Annotated in this window: 3 protein-coding genes; all 3 read right to left on the bottom strand. The window is 74.6% G+C overall.

What is annotated here, in order from left to right:
- Positions 1-49: 49 nt before the first annotated feature.
- The 3 genes from ACGFZS_RS18535 to ACGFZS_RS18545 all read right to left on the bottom strand — a co-directional run bounded on the left by ACGFZS_RS18535 (position 50) and on the right by ACGFZS_RS18545 (position 22,878).
- Positions 50-18,013, bottom strand: a complete 17,964-nt coding sequence (locus tag ACGFZS_RS18535) for a type I polyketide synthase (protein WP_393795965.1) — start codon at positions 18,011-18,013, stop codon at positions 50-52.
- A gap of 131 nt (positions 18,014-18,144) precedes the next feature.
- Positions 18,145-19,368, bottom strand: coding sequence for a cytochrome P450 (locus ACGFZS_RS18540; protein WP_393795966.1), 1,224 nt, complete (start codon positions 19,366-19,368; stop codon positions 18,145-18,147).
- Between the two features lie 147 nt (positions 19,369-19,515).
- Positions 19,516-22,878, bottom strand: a complete 3,363-nt coding sequence (locus tag ACGFZS_RS18545; RefSeq protein WP_393795967.1) for a BTAD domain-containing putative transcriptional regulator — start codon at positions 22,876-22,878, stop codon at positions 19,516-19,518.
- Positions 22,879-23,304: the final 426 nt, after the last annotated feature.

The following is a 23,304-nucleotide window of genomic DNA, read 5'->3' on the forward strand; positions in this document are numbered from 1 at the left end:
TCCTGTGCTGCTGAGGCCTGAAGCGGGGTCGGGCGCGCGGATGAGCCGGTCACCGGCCGAACCGTTCCTGGATGAAGCCGAGAACCTCCTCGGCGGTCGTCGCCGACGCCAGCGCGCCGTCCGGGCTGTCGCTGTCTGCGCCGTCGGCTCCTGGAGCGTCCGGGAGCCGGGTCAGCAGGGCCCGCAGCCGGGCCGCCACCGCGGCCGACGCCGGTCCGTCGAGTTGGTCGAGGACGGTCTCCAGGCGGTCCAACTCGGCGTCCGCCGAAGGACCTTCGGACTGCGGCGGGCCGTGGTCGACGTCCAGCTCGGCGGCGACATGAGCCGCCAGCGCCTCCGGCGTGGGATGGTCGAAGACGACGCCGACGGGCAGCCGCAGCCCGGTGGCCGCGCCGAGCCGGTTGCGGAACTCCACCGCCGTGAGCGAGTCGATGCCCAGTTCGCGGAAGAGCCGGGTGGGCGAGATCTCGTCCGGATCGGCGTGGCCGAGCACGGCGGCGAGCTGACGCAGCACCAGATCCCGTACGACTGCCGTGCGTTCACCGGGTGCGGCGGCCGCGACCCGGTCCCGGAAGCCGGACCCGTTATCCGCCGGGCCGGTGCCGTCCGTCGCCTCCCCGGCCGCGGGCTCCGTCGCCTCACGGTAGCCGGGCAGCCGCAGGAACAGCCGGGTGGCACGGACACCGGCCGGGTCGGCGTCCAGACGGGTGAAGTCCACGTCCGCGACGACCAGATGGCCGCTGTCGGAGCCCACCGCCCGCTCCAGCGCGCGGACCGCCCGCCGCGGGTCCATCGACTCCATCGCGAACCGGTGCAGCCGGTTGGCGATCACCTCGCCGCCCTCCAGGCCGCTGCCGCCCGCCCAGTGCCCCCAGCCGACCGACAGCGCCGGCAGGCCGAGCGCCCGGCGGCGCAGCGCGAGCGCGTCGAGGTAGGCGTTGCCGGGCGCGTAGCCGCCCTGCCCCGCGTCCGCCGTGACGCCCGCGAACGAGGAGAACAGCACGAACGCCTCCAGGGGGAGATCCCGCGTCAGCTCGTCGAGATGGCGTGCCGCCTGCGCCTTCACCCGCAGCGAGCGCTGAAGCTGGGGGAGCGTCAGGGAGGTCAGCAGCGCGTCGTCCACGGCGGCGGCCGTGTGCACCACGGCGGTCAGCGGATACTCGGCCGGCACCCGGTCCAGCAGCGCCGCCAGCTCCGCCCGGTCGCCCAGGTCGCAGGCGACGACGGTCACCCGGGCGCCCAGCGCGGCGAGTTCGTCCGCCAGCTCCCGCGCCCCCGGCGCCTCCGGGCCCCGGCGTCCCGTGAGCAGCAGGTGGGGTGCCCCGAGGGCGGCCAGATGCCGGGCCACCTGCCCGCCGAGCGCGCCCGTGCCACCGGTCACCAGTACCGTGCCCGTCGGCTTCCAGCCCTGCGGACGCTCTGCCCGCTCGGCCTGTGGAGCCGGCAGCAGGCGCCGGGTCAGGGTCGCCGACGGCCGGATCGCCGCCTCGTCCTCGCCGGTGGCCCCGGAGACCACGGCCACCAGCCGGGTCAGCGCACGTGGGTCGAGATCCCCGGGCAGGTCGACCACCCCGCCCCACCGCTCGGGATGCTCCTGACGGGCGGTGGCCCCGAGCCCCCACACCATGGCCTGCTCCGGCGCGGCCACCGGGTCCGTCGGCCGCGCACCGACCGCGCCCCGGGTGAGCACCCAGAGCGGAGCCGCCAGGTCCCGGTCGCCGAGGGCCTGGTCGACGGCGAGCGTGGCCGCCAGCGCGCGCGGCACGGCGTCATGGCCGGCGTCGGCGCCGTCGAGCAGGCCGGTCAGGGCCAGCACTCCGACGGGCGCGGCGAACTCGCCGGGCCTGTTCGGTTCGCTCGGCCTGTTCGGCTTGTCCGGCCCGTCCGGCCCGTTCAGCCTGTTCAGCCCGTTCAGTGCGTCCGGCCCGTTCGGCGCGCCCGGCCCGTCCGGCTTGTCCAGCCCGTCCGGTGCGTCCAGCTCGGTGAGTGCTTCGGCGACGGCCGCTCGGTCGGCCCCGGCCGGGACACCGAGCCGTGTCACCCGCGCCCCGTGCGCGCCGAGTGCCGACTCGACCTGCGCGGCGACCGGCGCGACAGCCGGGTCGTCCGGGACGAGCAGCAGCCAGTCCCCGGAGAGCACGGGCCGCGCCGGGGTGGCGACCGGCTCCCACACCACCCGGTGCCGCCACCGGTCCAGCGCCGCGTCCTCCCGCGACCGGTGCCGCCAGTCGGCGAGCGCCGGCAGCACGTCCTGGAGCGACGCCAACTGGCCGTTTACCAGCGGAAGTTCACCCACGAGCGCGTCGACGTCCCCGCTCTCCACGGCGTCCCAGAAGCGCCGCTGCGCCGAGTCGTCGTCCGTGACCGGCGGCGGTACGGCCGCCGGGGTGGCGAAGTAGGCCGACTGGCGCGGTGCGTCCAGCCAGTAACGCTGCCGCTGAAAGGCGTACGTGGGCAGCTCCACGGGGCCGGGCGGGACGTGCGCGTACACCGCGCGCGGCCAGTCCACCGGCACACCGGCGACGTACGCCGCGCCCAGCGAGACCGCGAGCCGGCGCGGCCCGCCCTCGTCCCGGCGCAGCGTCCCCAGCGCGACGGCCGAGGCGCCCGCGTCCTCCAGGGTCTCCTGAAGACCCGTCAGCAGCACCGGGTGCGGGCTGACCTCCAGGAACACCCGGTGCCCGCGGGTCACCAACTCCCGTACCGCTTCGTCGAACCGGACGGGCTCCCGCATGTTGTCGTACCAGTAGGCGGCGTCCATGCCGGAGCCGTCGGCCACGGCCCCGGTGACCGTCGAGACGATGGGCACGGAGCCCGCCCTCGGCGCGACCGGGGCCAGCTCCGCGAGGACGCGCTCGCGCACCAGCTCCACCTGCGCCGAGTGCCCGGCCGCGATCGCCCCCTTCACCCGCCGGGCCCGCAGTCCCGCCTCCTTCGCGTCGGCCAGGAACTCGCCGACCGCGGCGGCCTCGCCCGACACCACCACCGAGGCGGGCCCGTTGACCGCCGCCACACTCAGCCGGTCGCCCCAGCGTGCCAGCCGTGCCGCGACCGCCTCCCGGGGCGCGGCCACCGACGCCATCGCGCCCAGCCCGGACAGCTCCTCCTGCATGGTCCTGCTGCGCAGGCAGATGATCCGGGCCGCGTCCGGCAGGGACAGGGCGCCCGCGACACAGGCCGCGGCCACCTCGCCCTGCGAATGCCCCACGACGGCCGCCGGCACCACCCCGGCCGCCTCCCAGGTCCGGGCCAGCGCCACCATCACCGCGAACAGCAGCGGCTGCACCACGTCGAGCCGCTCCATCGAGGGCGCGCCCGGACGGTCGTACAGCACGTCCAGGACCGACCAGTCGACGAACTCGCCGAGCGCCGCGTCGCATTCGGCCAGCGCCTGGCGGAACGCCGGTGAGGCGTCGAGGAGTTCGACCGCCATGCCCGGCCACTGCGAGCCCTGGCCCGGGAAGACCAGGACGGGCCCGGCGCCCGGTGCCGCCGCCCCGGTGACCAGCTGGGCGTGTGCCTCGCCGTCCGCGAGGGCGGCCAGCGCGGCCAGCGCCTCGTCCCGGTCACCGGCGACCACGGCCGCCCGGTGCTCCAGGTCGGTCACCCGCGCGGTCGCCAACGCGCGTCCGAGGAGCGGGAGGTCGAGATCGGGGCGGTCGGCGAGGGAGTCGTGGAGCCGTCGGGCCTGATCACGCAGTCCGGCGGCGGTGGCGGAGGAGAGCGGCAGGACTGCGGGGGCGCCGGATGGGGTGGATCCGGTGGGGTCGGTGGGTGTGGCGGCGAGCGGGACGGCACCGGTCGGGGCGATGGGGGGATCCACCGGCACCGGGGGTTCCTCCGCCTGCTCCAGGATCACATGCGCGTTCGTCCCGCTGATCCCGAACGCCGACACGGCCGCCCGTCGGGCCCGCTCCACCTGCGGCCACTCCCGCGTCTCGGCGAGCAGTTCGACCCCGCCCGAGGACCAGTCGACGTGCGAGGAGGGCTCGGCCAGATGCAGGGTGCGCGGCAGCACGCCGTGCCGCAGGGCGTGCACCGTCTTGATGACGCCCGCGATGCCTGCCGCGGCCTGGGTGTGCCCGATGTTCGACTTCAACGAGCCGAGATACAGGGGCCGTTCGGCGGGGCGGTCCTGACCGTAGGTGGCCAGCAGCGCCTCCGCCTCGATGGGGTCGCCGAGCGGGGTGCCGGTGCCATGGCCCTCGACGGCGTCGACATCGGCCGGGGTCAGCCGGGCGTCGGCCAGGGCCTGCCGGATCACCCGCTGCTGCGAGCGGCCGTTGGGCGCGCTGAGCCCGTTGGAGGCGCCGTCCTGGTTGATCGCCGTACCCCGGACGACGGCGAGCACCGGATGCCCGTTGCGCCGCGCGTCCGACAGCCGCTCCACCACCAGGGTGCCGATGCCCTCGGAGAACGCGGAGCCGTCCGCGTCCTCGGAGTACGAACGGCAGCGCCCGGTCCGCCCCAGCACCTGCTGCCGGCTGAACTCGACGAAGCCGCCCGGCGTCGACATCACCGTCGCACCGCCCGCCACCGCCAGGTCGCACTCCCCGCCGCGCAGCGCCCGCACCGCGAGGTGCAGTGCGACCAGGCCCGCCGAGCAGGCCGTGTCGAGCGTGAGCGTCGGCCCTTCGAGGCCGAAGACATAGGCGACCCGGCCGGACAGCACACTGGCGGTGTGCCCGAGCAGCAGATGGTTGGCCACCCCCTCGGGCGCGTCGGACACCCCGCCCGCGTAGTCCTGTTCGCCCGCGCCGACGAACACACCGGTGTTGCTGCCGCGCAGCGAGGTCGGCGGGATCCCGGCCCGTTCGAACGCCTCCCAGGTCGTCTCCAGCAGCAGCCGCTGATGCGGATCCATGGCCAGCGCCTCACGGGGCGAGATCGCGAACAGGCCCGCGTCGAAACCGGCGATGTCGTCCAGGAAGCCGCCTTCGCGCGAGTACGACGTCCCGGTCGCGGCCGGGTCCGGGTCGTACAGGGCGGCCAGGTCCCAGCCCCGGTCGGCGGGGAAGTCGCTGACGGCGTCCCGTTCCTCGGCGACCAGCCGCCACAGGTCCTCGGGGCTCACCGTGCCGCCGGGGTACCGGCAGGCCATACCGACGATGGCCACCGGCTCGTCGGCGGCGAGGGGCGCCGCCGACGCGGACCTCCGCTCGGTCCCGGACTCCCGCTCCGTCCCGGACTCCCGCTCCGTCCCGGAGCTCTGCCCCAGGCCGGTGAGCCGGTCGCCGACCGCGGCGGCCAGATCGCGGGGGGTGGGGTGGTCGAAGACGACGGTGGCGGGCAGCGACAGCCCGGTCGCCGCGACGAGCCGCCCCCGCACCTCCACGGCGGTCATCGAGTCCAGGCCCAGGCTCTTGAAGGTCAGCGTGACGTCGAGATCGTGTGCCGAGTCGTGCCCGAGCGCCGCCGCGACCTCGTCCCGCACCAGCGCGAGCACCGTCCGCTCCCGCTCGACGGGCGGCAGCTCCGCCAGCCGCCGGGCGAGGCCGTTGTCGGTCTCCTTGTCCCCGCTCTGCGGTGCCGCGAGCGCGAACAGCGGTCCGGGGCGTACGGCGGCGAACACCGCCGGGAGCCGGTCCCAGTCCACGTCGGCGACCACCCGGCAGGCCTCGTCCGACGTCACCACCTGCCCCAGCGCGGCCAGCGCGTCGGCCGGGGCCAGCGGGCGCAGACCGCTGTCGCGCAGCAGCCCGGCCAGTGTGTCGTCGGCCGCCATCCCGGCCCCCGCCCAGGGGCCCCACGCGACACTGGTCGCGGGCAGCCCGTCGGCGCGCCGCCGCTCGGCGAGGGCGTCCAGCATCGCGTTGCCGGCGGCGTAGGCGGCCTGCCCGGTGCTGCCCCACACCCCGGCGATCGACGAGAACAGCACGAACGCGTCCAGTTCCAGGCCGAGTTCCCGGCTCAGCTCGTCCAGGTGCCGCGCTCCGGCGGCCTTGCCCGCCGTCACCGTGGACCACCCCTCGGCCTCCAGCCCGGCCACGGGGCACGCCTCGACGACACCGGCCGTGTGGAATACGGCGGCCGGGCGGTGGCGGGTCAGCAGGTCGGCGAGCGCGGCACGGTCTGCGGTGTCACAGGCCGCCACGGTCACCTCCGCGCCGTGCTCGCGCAGCGCCGCCACCAGCTCGGCCGCACCGGGGGCCGCCTCACCCCGGCGGCTGGTCAGGACGATCCGCCGGGCGCCGTGCCCGGCGAGCCAGCGGGCCACTTGGGCACCGAGCGCCCCGGTGCCGCCGGTGACGAGGACGGTGCCGGTGGGGCGCCAAGGGCGTGTGGGCCGTTGGGGAGCGTCCGGCTCCGCGGCCGGTACGACACGGCGGCCCAGCACCCGCCCGGCGCGCACCGCGACCTGGTCCTCACGGCCGGGCCGGGCACCGTCGGCGAGTACGGCGCACAGCGCGTCCAGGTCCCGGTCGCCGAAGCCGCCCACATCAGCCAACCCGCCCCAGACCGAAGGCAGTTCGAGTGACACCACCTGGCCGAGACCCCACACCGCGGCCTGCGCCGGCTCCCGCACCGCATCCTCCGGTCCGGTGGTGACGGCCCGCTCGGTCAGGAACCACACCGGGGCGTCCGCCGAGCCCCGAGCGGCCTCCAACGCGAACCACCCGGGATCGGCGGCGAGCGCGGCCACGGTCACGACCCCGGCGAAGCCGTCGGCGGGCGCCGCGGAGTCGTCGGTGTCACCGCCGGGACGCCCGGCGGTCTCGGGGCCACCGGGGCCAACGGGGCCACCGGTGGAGCCCGCGGCCTTGTCGTCGTCGCCGACGCGTGCCTCGGCCCGCTCGGCGTCACCGGTGTCGGCCTCGGCCCGCCCGGCGTCACTGGCGTCGGCCACGGCCTGCCCGGCGTCACTGGCGTCGGCGTCGGCCACGGCCCGCTCGGCGATACTGGCGTGGGCCGCGGTCCCGTCGGTGCCACCGGCCCGGTCCACCACGGCCTCCGCACCGGCCCGCGCCAGCGCGCCGAGCAGGGCCGTCACCCGCGCGTCCGCCGGATCGGTCCCGGCGGGCAGGACCACTCGCCACCGGCCCCGCAGCCGCGCCCCGCCGCCCGTCACCGGCCGCCACTCCACCCGATGGGTGAGGCGCCGCAGCCGATCCGCGCGGTCCGGCTCGCTGAGCAGTGCGTCCAGGGTGCGCGTCTGTTCCTCGCTGAGGCCCAACTCGCGGACGGCGTCGGCGAAGTGGGCCATCGAACCCGCCCTCGGGGCCGACGCGTCGAGCCAGTAGCGGCGATGCCGGAAGGGGTAGGTGGGCAGCTCGACGACCCGTGCGCCGCTGCCGTCGAACGCCCTCGCCCAGTCCACCGCCAGCCCCGACAGGTGCAGGGCGGCCAGCGCCGCCAGGAAGGCCGGTGCCTCGGGCCGGTCCGCGCGCAACGCCGCGACGGCCACGGGGGACGCGTCCGCCGGCACGCTGTCCCGGACCGCTCCGGCCAGCACCCCGGCGGGCCCCAGCTCCAGGTACGCCGTCGCGCCCGCCGCGTGCAGCGTGCCGACACCGTCGGCGAAGCGGACCGTCTCGCGCACATGCCGTACCCAGTAGGCGGGCGAGGCAAGCTGCTCGGCGGTGGCCAGGGCACCGGTCACGTTGGACACGACCGGCAGCGCCGGGGGACGGAAGTCGACCCCTGCCAGGACGTCCGCGAAGTCGGCCAGCATCGCGTCCATGTGCGCGGAGTGGAAGGCGTGGCTGACCCGCAGCCGTCGTACCCGCCGCCCACGCGACCGCAACCGCTCCGCGACCTCCTCGACGGCCGCCCGGTCACCGGAGACCACCACGGCCGACGGCCCGTTGACCGCCGCCACACTCACCCGGTCGCCGTACCCGGCGAGTTCGGCCGCGACCTCGTCCTCCGTCGCCTCCACGGCGGCCATCGCGCCGTCCGCGGCCACGCCCCGCATCAGCCGCCCCCGGGCGGCCACCAGCGCACAGGCGTCGGCGAGGGACCACACCCCGGCCACACAGGCCGCCGCGAACTCCCCGATGGAGTGCCCGATCAGCAGCTCGGGCGTCACACCCCAGTGCTCCAGCAGCCGGTACAGCGCCACCTCGACGGCGAACAACGCCGCCTGCGCGTGGTCGGTGCGGTCCAGCAGCTCCGCGTCCGAGCCGAACACGACGTCCCGCAGGGGCTCTTCGAGATGCGGTGCGAAGTGCGCGCACACCTCGTCGAAGGCGGCGGCGAACACCGGCTGGGCCGCGTACAGTTCACGGCCCATGCCGAGCCGCTGACTGCCCTGTCCGCTGAAGACGACCGCCAGCCGGCCCTCCTCCCGCGCCCGGCCCGTCAGCACCCCGGCGGCCGACCGCCCCTCGGCCAGCGCCCGCAGCCGTTCCTCGGCCTGCTCCGGCCCGTCGGCGACCACCGCGGCCCGCCAGGGCAGCGCACTGCGGGTGGCCGCCAACGACCAGGCCACGTCCACGAGTTCGGTACCGTCCGCCGATACCGTGTCGGCGATCCGCGCCGCCTGTGCGCGCAGCCCCTCCTCGTCGGCCGCCGACAGCAGCAGCGGTACGACGGCGGGATCCGGCCCGCGCTCCGGCGGCTCGGCCCCCGACGGCGCCTGCTCCAGGATCACATGGGCGTTCGTCCCGCTGATCCCGAAGGACGACACGGCGGCCCGCCGCGCCCGGCCCACCTCGGGCCAGGCCAGTGTCCGGGCCAGCAGCTCCACCCCGCCCGACGCCCAGTCCACGTGCGACGAGGGCGTCGCCGCGTGCAGACTGCGCGGCAGCACCCCCTCGGCCATGGCCATGACGGTCTTGATCACACCGGCGACCCCGGCGGCGGCCTGGGTGTGCCCGAGGTTGGACTTGACCGAGCCCAGGTACAGCGGCCGTTCGGCGGGCCGCTCCCTGCCGTAGGTCTCCAGCAGGGCGCCCGCCTCGATCGGGTCGCCCAGCACGGTGCCGGTGCCGTGGCCCTCGACGGCGTCGACGTCGGCCGGGGCGAGCCCGGCGGCGGCCAGCGCCTGGCGGATGACCCGCTGCTGCGCGGCACCGTTGGGCGCGGTCAGCCCGTTGGAGGCGCCGTCCTGGTTGACGGCGCTGCCGCGCAGGACCGCCAGCACCCGGTGCCCGTTGCGCCGGGCGTCCGACAGCCGCTCCACCAGCAGCATGCCCACGCCCTCCGACCAGCCGGTGCCGTCGGCGTCCTCGGAGAACGACTTGCAGCGGCCGTCCCCGGCCAGCCCGCCCTGCCGGGAGAACTCCACGAACGTGTCCGGCGTGACCATCACCGTGACCCCGCCGGCCAGCGCGAGATCGGACTCCCCGCGCCGCAGCGACTGCGCGGCCAGATGGAGTGCCACCAGCGACGACGAGCACGCGGTGTCGACGGTGAGGGCCGGACCCTCCAGCCCGAGCGCGTAGGCGATCCGGCCCGAGGCGACACTGCCCGCTCCGCCCGTCAGCAGATACCCCGCCACGCCCTCCGGCACCTCGGCCGTACCGCTGCCGTAGTCGTGGTACATCAGCCCGGCGAACACCCCGGTCCGTGAACCGTGCACGGCCTCGGCAGGGATCCCCGCGTGCTCCAGCGCCTCCCAGGACACCTCCAGGAGCAGCCGCTGCTGTGGATCCATGGCCAGCGCCTCGCGCGGCGAGATCCCGAACAGGGCGGGGTCGAAGCCGGCCGCGTCGTCGAGGAATCCGCCCTCGCGGGTGGCGCTGGTGCCGTGCACGCCCGCCGTCGCGTCGAACAGGGCGCCCAGATCCCAGCCCCGGTCCACGGGGAACCCGCCCACCGCGTCCCGCTCCTCCAGCACCAGCCGCCACAGGTCGGCGGGCCCGTTCACCCCGCCCGGGTAACGGCAGGCCATACCGATGATCGCGACCGGCTCGTCCGCGTCGCGCACCGCCGTGCCGACCTCCGTACCGCCGCCCGGCACCGGGTCCGCGCCGGACAGCCGCCCGTCCAGGAAGCGGGCCAGCGCCCGGGGCGTGGGATGGTCGAAGACCACCGTGGACGGCAGGGCGACACCGGTGACCGTGGCCAGCCGGTTGCGCACCTCCACCGCCATCAGCGAGTCGACACCCAGCTTCCGGAACTCGGCCGCCACATCGAGCCGTTCACTGCTCGCGTGCCCGAGCACCAGCGCCGTCTCGTCGCGCACCACACCCAGCAGCAACCGCTCCCGCTCGTCGCCGGACAACCCGGCCAGCCGCCCCGCGAAGCCGTCCGCCCCGGCCGACGGCGCGGCCTGCGCGGCCGTCCGCCGTACGGTCCCCGGAGCGAGCCGCGACAGCAGCGGCGGCACCGGACGCCCGCCCCGCACCAGCGCCCCCACGTCGAGCCGCGCCGGTACCAGCGCGGCCGGGCCACCGGCCCGGGCCGCCTCGGCGAGACCCGCGTCCAGCAGCGCCAGCCCCTCCTCGGCCGACAGCGGCAGCACTCCCGCCCGCCGCATCCGGGCCAGGTCCCGCTCGTCCAGATGCCCGGTCATCCCGGACGGCTGCTCCCACAGCCCCCACGCCAACGACAAGGCAGGCAGACCGAGTTGAGCCCGGTGGACGGCCAAGGCATCCAGACAGGCATTGGCGGCCGCGTAGTTGGCCTGTCCCGGGTTGCCCAGCACCCCCGCCACAGACGAGAAGAGCACGAACGCCGACAGCTCGGCTCCGGCGGTCAACTCATGCAGATGCAGGGCGGCTCGGGCCTTGGGCCGCAGCACCGCCGTCACCGCCTCGGCGGTCAGCCCCGCCACGGTGGCGTCCTCCAGGACACCCGCCGCGTGCACCACGGCCCCCAGCGGATGCCCCGACCCCTGGACGTCCGCCACGACCCCCGCCAGCGCCTCCCGGTCCCCGAGATCGCAGGCCCGCACATCGACCACGGCGCCCGCCCCGGCCAGCTCACCGACCAGTTCGGCGACCCCGGCCGCCTGCGGGCCGGACCGGCTGAGCAGCAGCAGCCGCCGCACCCCGTGCACGGCGACCAGGTGCCGCGCCACCAGCGCCCCCAGGCTCCCCGTGCCGCCGGTGATCAGCACCGTACGGCCGGCGTCGAACGACGGCGCCACCGCCTCCTCGACGCGCGGCTGCCGTACCAGACGCGGCACATACGACACCCCGTCCCGCACGGCGAGTTGGGGCTCGTCCCCGATCACGCCGGGGCCGACCTCGGCATCCGCGTCGACCAGCACGAACCGGCCGGGATGCTCGCTCTGCGCCGACCGGACCAGCCCCCAGACGGCGGCCGCCGCCGGGTCGCTCACCCGGTCGCCCTCGCCCACCGAGACCGCACCCCGGGTGCGCACCACCAGCGTCCGGTCCCGAAGCGCCGGATCGGTCACGAAGCGCTGTACGACCTCCAGCGCGGTCAGGACCGCGTCCTCCGCCTCCATCGCCGCGGCCGAGCCGAGATCCAGCAGCACGGGCAGGACGTCACCGTCCGGTACCGAGCCCCGCGCCGTCTCCAGCACCGCGCCCCACTCCGCCACCCCGGCCCCGGCCACCGCACCGGCTTCCTCCCATCGCACGGCGAGCAGCGATCCGGACCGCGCACCCGCGCGCAGCGTCTCCTCGGCCACCGGCAGCAGCACCAGCGCCCCCACCGACACCACCGGCGCCCCGGCCCCGTCCACCGCCGTCAACTCCACCGAGTCCGCCCCCGTACGGCGCACCAAGACCCGCAGGACCCTCGCGCCCGAGGCATGCACCCGCACCCCCGACCAGGCGAACGGCAGCCGAACGCCCGCCCCTGGGGACAGCAGCCCCGTGGCGGCCACGGCGTGCAGAGCGGAGTCGAGCAGCGCCGGATGCACCAGGAACCCCTCGGCCGGGCCCGCCTCCGCGGGCAACTCGACCTCGGCGAAGACCTCGTCACCACGGCGCCACAGTGCCCGGACCCCCTGGAAGGCGGGGCCGTACTCGTACCCCTGGGCGGCGAGTCCGTCGTACACCCCGCCGACGGGCACGGCTTGGGCAGCCGACGGCGGCCAGGCGCCGAGACCGTGGTCGGGCGCGGCACCGGAGCCGCCCTCGGTCAGCACACCCTCGGCGTGCAGCGTCCACTCCGCCGCCGAACCACCTCGACCCGGCCGGGAGTGGACCGTCACCGGCCGGCGCCCCTCCGCGTCCGCCTCACCCACCGCGACCTGCACGGTCACCGCCCCCACGAGCGCGAGCGGCGCACGCAGTGTCAGCTCCTCCACCGAGCCGCACCCGACCTCGTCACCGGCCCGCACCACCATCTCCACGAACGCCGTACCCGGCAGCAGCACCGTGCCCGCGACCGCGTGATCGACGGACCACGCCGGAGCCCCCACACCGAGCGCACCCGTGAGCACCACCCCCGCACCCGCCAACGGCACCGCCGCACTCAGCAGCGGATGGTCCCGCCCGTCTACCCCGGGCCGCGCGGCGGCAGCCGGAGTGCGCTCCAGCCAGTAGCGCCGGCGCTGGAAGGGATAGGTGGGGAGCGCGACGGGCCGGTCGGGGGCGTGGCTGGTCCAGACAGGGGTGGTGCCGGTGACATGGGCCCGGGCGAGCGCGGTGACGAAATCGGCCGACGAGCCCTGCCCCCGGCGCAGTGTGTAGAGGCTGGTGAGGTCGCCGGCTTCCTGGATCGCGGGGGTGAGGACGGGGTGCGGGCTGGCCTCGATGGTGGTGCGGTGTCCGGTGTCGACGAGGTGGGTGAGGGCCTGGTGGAAGAGCACCGGGCGGCGGAGGTTCTTGTACCAGTAAGCGGCGTCCAGTTCGGGACCCTCGACCACTTCCCCGGTGACCGTCGAGACCATGGGCAGCACGGACCGCTGCGGACGGATGTCGGCCAGCGCGTTGGTGATCTCCTCGTGGAACGCGTCGACTTGGGCGGAGTGCGAGGCGTAGTCGACGTTGATACGCCGAACGTGCAGGCCCTCTCCCTGCCAGCGGGCGGTGAGTTGGTCGAGGGCTTGGGGGGTGCCTGAGACGACGGTGGTGGTGGGGGAGTTGTGGGCGGCGATGGTGGCGTCGAGGCCGGTGAGGTGTTCCTGGACCTGTTCGGCGCTGGCGTTGATGGTGGCCATGCCGCCGTGGCCGGAGAGGTGGCGCATGGCGGTGGAGCGGATGGCGACGATGCGTGCGGCGTCCTCCAGCGTCAGTACACCGGCGATGTGGGCGGCGGCGATCTCGCCCTGGGAGTGGCCGATGACGGCGGCTGGTGTGATGCCGGAGGCGGTCCAGAGGCGGGCGAGGCTGGTCATGACCGCGAACAGGGCCGGTTGGACCATGTCCACTCGCTCCAGCCACCCCTCATCCGTGCCCGTGAGGGTGTCGATGAGGGACCAGCCGGTGAGCGGATCGAGGGCTTGGGCGCAGGCATCGAGCGATGCGCGGAAGGAAGGGGCATCCTCGTACAAGTCGCGTCCCATGCCTGCCCATTGCGAGCCCTGGCCCGGGAAGACGAAGACCGGTCCGCGTCCCGTCGGCGTGGCCACACCCGTCACGACGTGCGGGAGGCTGACGCCGTCGGCGAGGGCCCGCAGACCCTCGATCGAGCTGTCGCGCCCCTCGGCGAGTACGACCGCCCGGTGCGGGAGCAGCGCGCGGGTCGTCGCCAACGCATGGGCAGCATGCGCAAGTTGAAGCCCAGGGTCGGTCTCCAGTCGTTCCGCGAGACGCGAGCCCGAAGCCGCCAGCGCGTCGGCGCTCTCGGCGGAGAGGAGCAGAGGCAACCCGGCGGGCGCTTCCCCGGCGGTCGACGCCTGCTGCTCCTCCGGCTGCTCCAGGATGACGTGGGCGTTGGTCCCGCTGATCCCGAACGCCGAGACGGCCGCCCGGCGCACCCGCCCCACCTCGGGCCAGGCCCGGCTCTCGGTGAGCAGTTCCACCGCGCCGGACGACCAGTCGACGTGTGACGTCGGCTCGGAGATGTGCAGGGTGCGCGGCAGCAGCCCGTGCTCCAGGGCGAGGACCATCTTCATGACCCCGGCGATACCGGCCGCGGCCTGGGTGTGCCCGAGGTTGGACTTCGCCGACCCGAGGTAGAGCGGGTGGGCGCGGTCCTGGCCGTACGTGGTGAGGAGGGCCTGGGCCTCGATGGGGTCGCCGAGCCGGGTGCCGGTGCCGTGCGCCTCGACGGCGTCCACGTCGGCCGGAGCCAGCCCCGCGGTGTCGAGCGCGGTCCGCAGCAGGCGGGCCTGGGAACGGCCGTTGGGTGCGCTGAGGCCGTTGGAGGCGCCGTCCTGGTTGACGGCCGTACCGCGGATCACGGCGAGGACGGGATGGCCGTTGCGGCGGGCCTCGGACAGGCGCTCCACCAGCACCGTACCCACCCCCTCCGACCAGCCCGTGCCGTCCGCGGACTCGTCGAAGGCCTTGCAGCGGCCGTCCGCCGAGAGTCCGCCCTGCCGGGAGAACTCCAGGAACATGCCCGGCGTCGACATCACACTGGCACCGCCCGCCACCGCGAGATCGCACTCGCCGGCGCGCAGCGACTGGACCGCCAGATGCAGCGCGACCAGCGACGACGAGCACGCGGTGTCGACCGTGAGGGCCGGACCCTCCAGACCGAACACATAGGCCAGCCGTCCGGACGCCACGCTCGCCGCGTGCCCGGTCAGCAGGAAACCCTCGCTGCCCTGCGCCGGACCGGGAGCGGTGTAGGTGGCGTAGTCCTGCTCGTTCGTGCCCACGAACACACCGGTACGGCTGCCGCGCAGGGAACCGGGGTCGATACCGGCCCGCTCGAAGGCCTCCCAGGCCGTTTCGAGCAGCAGTCGCTGATGCGGATCCATCGCCAGCGCCTCGCGCGGGGCGATACCGAAGAGGCCGGCGTCGAAACCGGCGATGTCGTCCAGGAACCCGCCCCGACGGACGTATGTCGTACCGGAGTTGGACGGATCGGGGTCGTACAGCTCGTCCAGGTTCCACCCCCGGTCGGCCGGGAAGTCACCGATGGCGTCCCGCTCCTCGACCAGCAGCCGCCACAGATCCTCCGGCCCCCGCACACTCCCCGGGAAGCGGCAGGCCATCGCGACGACGGCGATCGGATCGTCGTCCACCACCGCTCCACCCTCGGCGTCGGCGGACTCCGCCTGGTCCGGGCCCTCCGTCAGATACGCGGCGAGCTCGGCCGGACTCGGGTGGTCGTACGTCGAGTTGACCAGCACCCGGCGCCCGAGCAGCGCCGACAGCCGCTTGCACAGCTCCACACCCGCGAACGAGTCGAAACCCAGGTCCTTGAACGAGGACCGCGGCGGTACGTCGGCGGCCGACGTGTGTCCGAGCACCCGCGCGCATTCATTGAGTACGACGTCCAGCACATCGCCGGACCGAGGCGCGCCGGCCGGCACCTCGGGTTCTTCCGGGGCGGGCGTCAGGTCCACGGTCGTGGCCGTGGGTTCCGCGACCGAACTCGGCCAGTAGGAGCGCCGCTGGAAGGGGTAGGTGGGGAGGGAGACCCGGCGGGCGGGAGCGGGAAGACGGCTGGTCCAGGTGGGGGTGGTGCCGGTGACGTGGGCCTGGGCGAGGGCGGTGGTGAAGTCGGCGGGGGTGCCCTGTCCTCGGCGCAGTGTGTAGAGGCTGGTGAGGTCGCCGGTCTCCTGGATGGCGGGGGTGAGGACGGGGTGGGGGCTGGTCTCGATGGTGGTGCGGTGTCCGGTGTCGAGGAGGTGGGTGAGGGCCTGGTGGAAGCGGACGGGGCGGCGGAGGTTGGCGTACCAGTAGGCGGCGTCCAGTTCGGGACCCTCGACCACTTCCCCGGTGACCGTCGAGACCATGGGGATGACGGCCGCCCGGGGGCGCACGTCGGCCAGGGCTTCGATGATCTCGCCCTGATAGGCCTCGACTTGGGGGGAGTGGGAGGCGTAGTCGACGTGGACGCGGCGGACGCGGATGCCTTGTGCGGTGCAGGTTTGGGTGAGTTGGTCGAGGGCTTGGGGGGTGCCTGAGACGACGGTGGTGGTGGGGGAGTTGTGGGCGGCGATGGTGGCGTCGAGGCCGGTGAGGTGTTGGTGGAGGTGTTCGGGGTGGGTGTTGATGGTGGCCATGCCGCCGTGGCCGGAGAGGTGGCGCATGGCGGTGGAGCGGATGGCGACGATGTGTGCGGCGTCGTTGAGGGTGAGGATTCCGGCGATGTGGGCGGCGGCGATCTCGCCCTGGGAGTGGCCGATGACGGCGGCTGGTGTGATGCCGGAGGCGATCCAGAGGCGGGCGAGGCTGGTCATGACCGCGAACAGGGCGGGTTGGACCATGTCCACTCGCTCCAGCCACCCCTCATCCGTGCCCGTGAGGGTGTCGATGAGGGACCAGCCGGTGAGCGGATCGAGAGCTTGGGCGCAGGCGTCGAGCGAGGTGCGGAAGGTGGGGTCGTCCGTGTACAGGTCGCGTCCCATGCCTGCCCATTGGGAGCCCTGGCCCGGGAAGACGAAGACCGGTCCGTGTCCCGTCGGCGTGGCCACACCCGTGACCACGTGCGGGGCGTTGGTGCCGTCGGCGAGGGCTCGCAGGCCGCTGATGGCGGTGTCGCGGTCGTCGGTGACCACGACCGCCCGGTGCGGGAGCAGTGCGCGGGTCGTCGCCAACGCATGGGCGGCGGCAGTGAGTTCAAGCTCGGGGTCGGTCTCCAGGCGTTCCGCGAGACGTGCGCCCAGCGCGGCCAGGGCCCCCGCACCGGCCGCCGACACCACCAGCGGTACCGCGCCGACCGGCTCGGGGGCCGGTGCGGCTGCCGGGCGGGCGGGCGGTGCCTCCGTGAGGAGCACATGGGCGTTGGTGCCGCCCACGCCGAATGCCGACACACCGGCCACCAGCGGTCGGTCCGGCTGGGGCCAGGGTCCCGGCGCCGTCCGGACGCGCAGCCGTAGCCGGTCGAAGGGGATGGCGGGGTTCGGGGTCTCGAAGTTGAGGCTGGGCGGGAGGGTCCGATGGTGCAGGGCGAGCGCGGTCTTGAGCAGGCCCACCACGCCGGCCGCGCCTTCGAGGTGGCCGACGTTGGTCTTGGCCGAGCCGACCGCGAGATCGTGGGTCCGGTCGGGTGCCGTGCCGAGCGCGGCGCCGAGTGCCGCCGCCTCGACGGGGTCGCCGACCGGGGTGCCGGTGCCGTGCAGTTCGACGTACTGCACCTCGCCGGGGCGCAGGCCCGCGTCCGCGAGCGCCGCCGTGACCACCTCCCGCTGGGCCTCGGCGTTCGGTACGGCCAGGCCCTCGCCGGCGCCGTCGTGGTTGACGGCGGAGCCGCTGAGCACGCAGTAGACGCGGTCGCCGTCGGCCAGCGCCCGGGAGAGCGGCTTCAGGACCACCAGGGCCCCGCCCTCGCCGCGGACGAACCCGTTGGCGCGGGCGTCGAAGGTGTGGCAGCGGCCGTCGGGGGACAGGGCGCCGAAGCGGTCGACGGCGGTGGTGCTCTCGGGCGCCAGGTTCAGCTGGACACCGCCCGCCAGGGCGAGCGCCGCCTCGCCGCGCCGTAGCGCCTCGGCGGCCAGGTGGACTGCGACCAGTGACGAGGACTGGCCGCAGTCGACCGTCAAACTGGGCCCCCGCAGCCCCAGCGAGTAGGAGAGTCGGTTGGCGATCACACCTCGCTGGACGCCGGTGAACATGTGCCGCGTGATGCCTTGTGGGCCGCCGCGGCGCAGGAGGGTGGCGTAGTCGTCGGCGATCGCGCCGACGTAGACGCCCGCGGGGGTGCCTCCGAGGGAGTCGGGGGCGATTCCGGCGTCCTCCAGCGCTTCCCACCCCAGTTCGAGGGCGAGTCGCTGCTGGGGGTCGATGGCCGGCGCCTCACGGGGGGAGACGCCGAAGAAGGCCGCGTCGAAACCGTCGACGCGGTCCAGATAGCCGCCGCGCGGGGCCCGCGGGGCGTCGGCGCTGGCAGTGTCGGTGTCGGTGGCGGCCGGGTGCCGGTGGGGCGGAGGTTCGGAGATCGCGTCGCGGCCCTCGCTCAACAGCCGCCAGAACGCGGACGGGTCGGGAGCGCCCGGCAGCCGACACGCCAGGCCGATCACCGCGACCGGCTCGTCACGCCGGCCTGTGGCAGAGCCGGCACCCGTGGTCGAGTCGTCAACCGCACGCATTGCAGACATCCCTTTCGCCGAACCGCCGGAGGGTGATCGACCGCGCGTCAGTGGGGGAACCTGAGTCGTCAGCCGTGACTCGTGACTCGTGAGCCGTGAGCCGTGAGCCGTGAGCCGTGAGCCGTGAGCCGTCAGCCGTCGGTGCCGTGCGGCCGGACCGGCAGCTTCTCCAGGCCGTGGGTGACGGTGCTGAGCCGCCACCGCAGCTCGTTCGGGTCGCAGGCGAGGGACAGGTCGGGGAAGCGGTCGAGCAGCATGCCGAGGGCGATCTCGGCCTCCAGCCGGGCCAGCGGCGCGCCCATGCAGTAGTGGATGCCGTGCCCGAACGTCATCTGGCCGCCGATCGGCCGGGTGATGTCGAAGAGTTCGGGGTTGTCGAAGCGGTCGGGGTCGCGGTTGGCGGCCATGAGGGACACCATCACCACCTCACCGACCGGGATGGTGACGTCGCCGAGCGACACCGGGTCGATCGTGTACCGGAAGGTGGCGAGGTTCACCGGGCCGTCGAAGCGCAGGAACTCCTCGACCGCCTGCGGCAGCAGCGAGCGGTCGGTGCGCAGCTTCTCCAGCTCGCCGGGGTGGGTGAGCAGGGCCAGCACACCGTTGCCGATGAGGTTGACGGCCGTCTCGGTACCGGCCGAGAACATCAGGTAGATCGTGGCGAGCAACTCGCCCTCGGTGAGCTTGTCGTCCTCGTCGCGGGCGGCGATCAGCGCGCTCAGCAGGTCGTCGCCGGGGTTGTCGCGCTTGACCTGGATCAGCTTCACCAGGTACTCGCGCATCGCCCGGGTGGCCTCCTCGTACCCCTCGGGGGCGAGGTCGGAGAGCACGACGGCCGCGTACCGGCCGAAGGCGAGCCGCTCGGCCTCCGGCACCCCGAGCAGCGTGCACAGCAGCTCCATCGGCACCGGGTAGGCCAGCGCCTCCAGCAGGTCGATCTCGTCGTGCTTCTCCATCTCGTCGAGCAGCCGCGTGGTCAGCTCCTGCAGCATCGGCCGCATGCTCTCCACCCGGCGCGGGGTGAACGCCTTGTTGACCAGGCGGCGCATCCGCGTGTGGTCCGGCGGGTCGCTGGCCAGCATGTGCCCGACGAGCGCCTCGTCGTACTGCTTGGGCGCGTGGCCCTCCTTGGTGTGCTTGGCCATCAGTTCGTTGAGGCCCTTGAAGTCCTTGCTCAGCTTGGTCTCGCTGAGCGCCTGCCGGACCTCCTCGTAGCGGGTCACGATCCACACCAGCGACCCGTTGGGCAGCATCACCTTCACTGCGGGGCCGGCCTCGCGGAGCCGCTTGAGCACCTCGTGGGGGGTCTGGACGAAGCTGACGTCCAGCTCCTCGGTCACCTGGGTTTCCTGCACGACTGCGCCCTCCTGGCCACGGGACCGTGTCCCTGCTCCGGGTCCTACGGGGTTGCTCCCGGGAGCATGGTCCGCACCCCTTGCCGGGCACTGGCGGGAGGCCTTGCGGAACCCTGGCAGGAGCCTTGCAGGGCGCTTGCGGGGGGCTCAGTCGGCGCGTGTCCCGGCGCAGGTCCCGGCCTGCTCCAGCTTGCGCCGCAGCGGGCCCGCGTCGGGGTGGCGCATCCCGTCGAGCAGGGACAGGGCCTCCTGCCAGGTCCGGGCCGCCCGCGCGTGCTCTCCGCGGGCCAGCCGGGTGTGCCCGATGTGGACCAGGGTGTCGGCCTGCAGATGGCGCTCGCCCAGGGCGCGGTGGAGGTCGAGGGCGCGCTGGTAGTGGACCAGCGCCTCGTCGTACGCGCCGAGTTGGCGCAGGGCGTAGCCGAGGCTGTCGTAGGCGGTGGCCTCGCCGGCCGGATGGCCCGCGGTGCGGCAGAGACCGGCCGCGCGTTCGCAGGGGTCGAGGGCGGCGGCGTAGTCGCCCTTCAGCAGATGGGTCCAGCCGATGTCGTTGCGGACGTCGGCCTCGCCGACCGTGTCCGAGGCCCCCCGGTACAGGTCGAGGGCCTGGTGGTAGTGGTGCAGGGCCAGATCGTGCCGGGTGGCGACATTGGCCCGGAACGCGATGCAGCGGTGCACCCCGCCCTGCCCCTGCTCGTCCTCCGCCTCCGTGAACAGGTCCAGCGCGCGGTGCAGATGGGTCTGTGCGTCGGTGTGCCGGCCCAGTCGGCCGTAGGCGAAGCCGAGCGCGCGGTGCGCGTGCGCGCGGGCCACCAGGTCGCCCTGGAGATCGGCGGTGAACAGGCAGGTCCGCTGCAGGGCGATCTGCTCGTCCCAGCGGGCCCGCCGGTCCAGCGGGACTTCCAGCGCCAGCCCCAGCTGGTGGACGTGCGCGTGCAGGCCGAGCGCGGCCGCCTCGCGCAGCACGGCGCTGAGCACGGGCAGCAGCCGGCGGTCGAGCCAGTCCGCGGCCTGGGCGGGGCCGTGCAGCCGCTCCGGGGCGGTGCGCGGCTGCAGCGCCGGCAGCGCGCCGAGCACGTTCAGGTGCGGGGAGAGGCGGAACCCCGCCTCCCGGGCGGTGTGCACATAGTGGTCGAGCATGCGGCGTACGGCGAGCCGGCGCATGTCGTGGGGGTCGTGCACGCGGGACAGCTTCAGCGCGAACGCGCGCAGCAGATCGTGCAGATGACAGGTGTCGGTGTCCTGCGCGCTGAGCAGCCGGGCGCCGGACAGCTCGTCGAGCATCGTCCGGGCCGGTACGGGCGCCACCCCGGCGAGACTGGCCGCGGCGGACACCGGGATGTCCCGGCCGGGATGCAGGGCGAGCAGCCGGAACATCCGGGCCGTCTCGGCGGGCAGGTGCGCATACGACCAGAACAGGACCCGGTGGACCGTCTCGGCGGGGTTGGGCGGGCTGCCGGGCGGGGCACAGCGGGCGCGCAGTTCCGCTGCCAGCGCGGCGAGTCCGTCGTTCGGACGGCGGACGGCCACGGCGCCCGCGAGGGACAGCGCCAGCGGTACGCCGGCGCAGCACCCGGCCAGGGCCGCCGCCCCCTCCGGTTCGGCCGCGGCCCGCGCGGCGCCCACCTGGCGGGCCAGCGCCTCGTACGCCCGGGCCGGGTCCAGCGCGCCGGGCTCCAGCCGCCGGGCCCCTTCCCTGACGACCAGGTCGTCCAGCGGGTCCCGGCTGGTGACCAGGGCCAGACAGCCGGGGGAACGCGGCAGCAGGGCCCGCACATGGCGGGCGTCCCGGGCGTCGTCCAGTACGACCAGGACGCGGCGGCCCGCCAGCAGGCCCCGGTACAGCGCGGCCCGCGCCCGGAGCCCGGCCGGGACCCGGTGCTCGGGCGTGCCGAGGGCGACCAGCAGCCTGCGCAGCGCCTCCTCGGCGGCGACCGAGTTGCCGGACGGGGCGTGCCCGCGCAGGTCCACGAAGAGCAGCCCGTCGGGAAAGCGCGCGCCGAGCCGGTGCGCCGCGCGGACCACCAGCGCGGTCTTGCCGATGCCCGGCGGCCCTACGACAGCGGCCACGACGGCCCCCACGGGCGCGGCCGCCGGAGGCACCACGACCACCGTGCCGATGCCCTCCCCGGCAGCCACCGCCCCGGGTAACGGCACCTCGCACGCCGACGCCTCGCACACCGGCGCCTCCACGACGGCACCCCGAGCGCCGGGGCCGGCCGAGGCGGAGCCGGAGCCGGAGTCCGGACCCGGGGCCACGGCGGCTTCTGGAACCGCGCCATGGGTCGGGACTGCGCCACTGGCAAGAACTACCTGGCTGGCCGGGGGTGTGCCATCGAGCGGACCCGTGTCGCTGGTCGGAGCCACGTCGCTGGCCGGACCCGAGTCACTGGCCGTCAGCACCGCGTCACTGACCAGCACTGCGTCACTGGCCGGTTCCGCGTCATCGGCTGGGACTGCGTCACCGCCTGGAGCCGCATCACCGCCTGGGGCCGCGTCACCGTTCGGTATGCCGTCAGCGTCCGGTATGCCGTCAGTGCCCGGGGGCCGGTCGGTCGGGGCCAGCGTGTCGAGGAAGGCCAGTTCGGCTTCCCGGCCGACGAACTCGGCGGTCTCCGGCGGGAGCGGATCGGAGGACCCCACGTCGGGGCCGCAGCGCTCGCGGTGCCCGCTGAACGGGCAGGGGCTGTCGAGCGGGGCGTGGGAGGCGAGCGGGGCGGACTCGGCGGTGCCGGGAACCGGCTCGGCGTTCCGCGTCCCGCGCAGCAGTATGTCCTCGTACACGGACCGCAGTTCGGGCCCGGGCGCTATGCCGAGCTGTTCGTCCAGATGGGTGCGGACCGCGTGATAGGCCTGCAGCGCCTCCGCCTGGCGGCCGGTGGCGGCGAGCGTCTGCACCAGCTGCGCCTGCAGCATCTCGTCCAACGGGTGCTGAACGGCCGCCGGTTGGAGCACATCGAGGACCGCGCCGGGCTCCCCCAGCCGCCCGGCGATCACCGCGGCCTCCTTCACGGCCGTCAGATACTCGCCGTCCACGGCGACGAAGTACGGGTGCTGCGCCACATGCGAGAGGATCCCGGAGGCGATCGGCCCCCGGGACAGCCGCAGCGCGCGCGTGAGCAGGCGGACGCTCTCCCGCATCGCCCCCTTGCCGGCCAGTACCCGTGCCTGGCCCGTCAGTTGGCGGAAACTCAGCAGGTCGAGCGTGACCGGGCTGGCGTCCAGCCGGTATCCGCCGGACACCCGTACCAGACGCGTGGCCGGCCGGCCCGGGCTCTGGTCGCCGGTCTCCAGCAGACGGCGGATCGCGGCCGTGTGGCGGTAGACGACGTTGGCGGCGCTGCTCGGCGGATCCTGCCCCCACAGCACGTCGATGATCGTGGCGAGGCTGGTCGGCTGACCTGTCCGCACCAGCAACAGGGCCAGCAGGGCCTGGCGTTTGGCGGGACCGAGATCGAGCTCCACCTCGTCCTGCCAGGCCCGCAGGGGCCCAAGTACGGTCAGCCACACGCGTTCGAGGGTAAACCAGTTCGAATCCGATGAGTGGGTCATACAGCGGTGCGGCTGGATTCCATACGTGATTTTCACCCCCCGCCGAACTGGCCGGAAACCGTCCCATCGATGGAGCGCTCTCAAGGCGCGTCACATTTTCGGCACAACCGGTGTTCTACGATCGCATTCAAGTGCCGGACGGGGGGCGGATCTTGGAGGTCCGGTATCGGCGCGTTCGCTCGCGTGAGCTGGGCGGACGCACTGGTCCCGACGGGGGAGGTGAACGGCTGCAGAAGAATTCGTGGCGGAACAGACACCGGAGGTCCCCACATCCGGCCGAATTCTTTCGGAACCGGTCGTGGTCCGGTGGGCCCTTCTGACCCTTTTCTTGCTGCGGTTCGTGCAGTTCGTGTGGTGCGCTTCTACCGGGTGCCACGCGATATT

This window comes from Streptomyces sp. NPDC048288 (assembly GCF_043201555.1).
Taxonomy (GTDB): domain Bacteria; phylum Actinomycetota; class Actinomycetes; order Streptomycetales; family Streptomycetaceae; genus Streptomyces.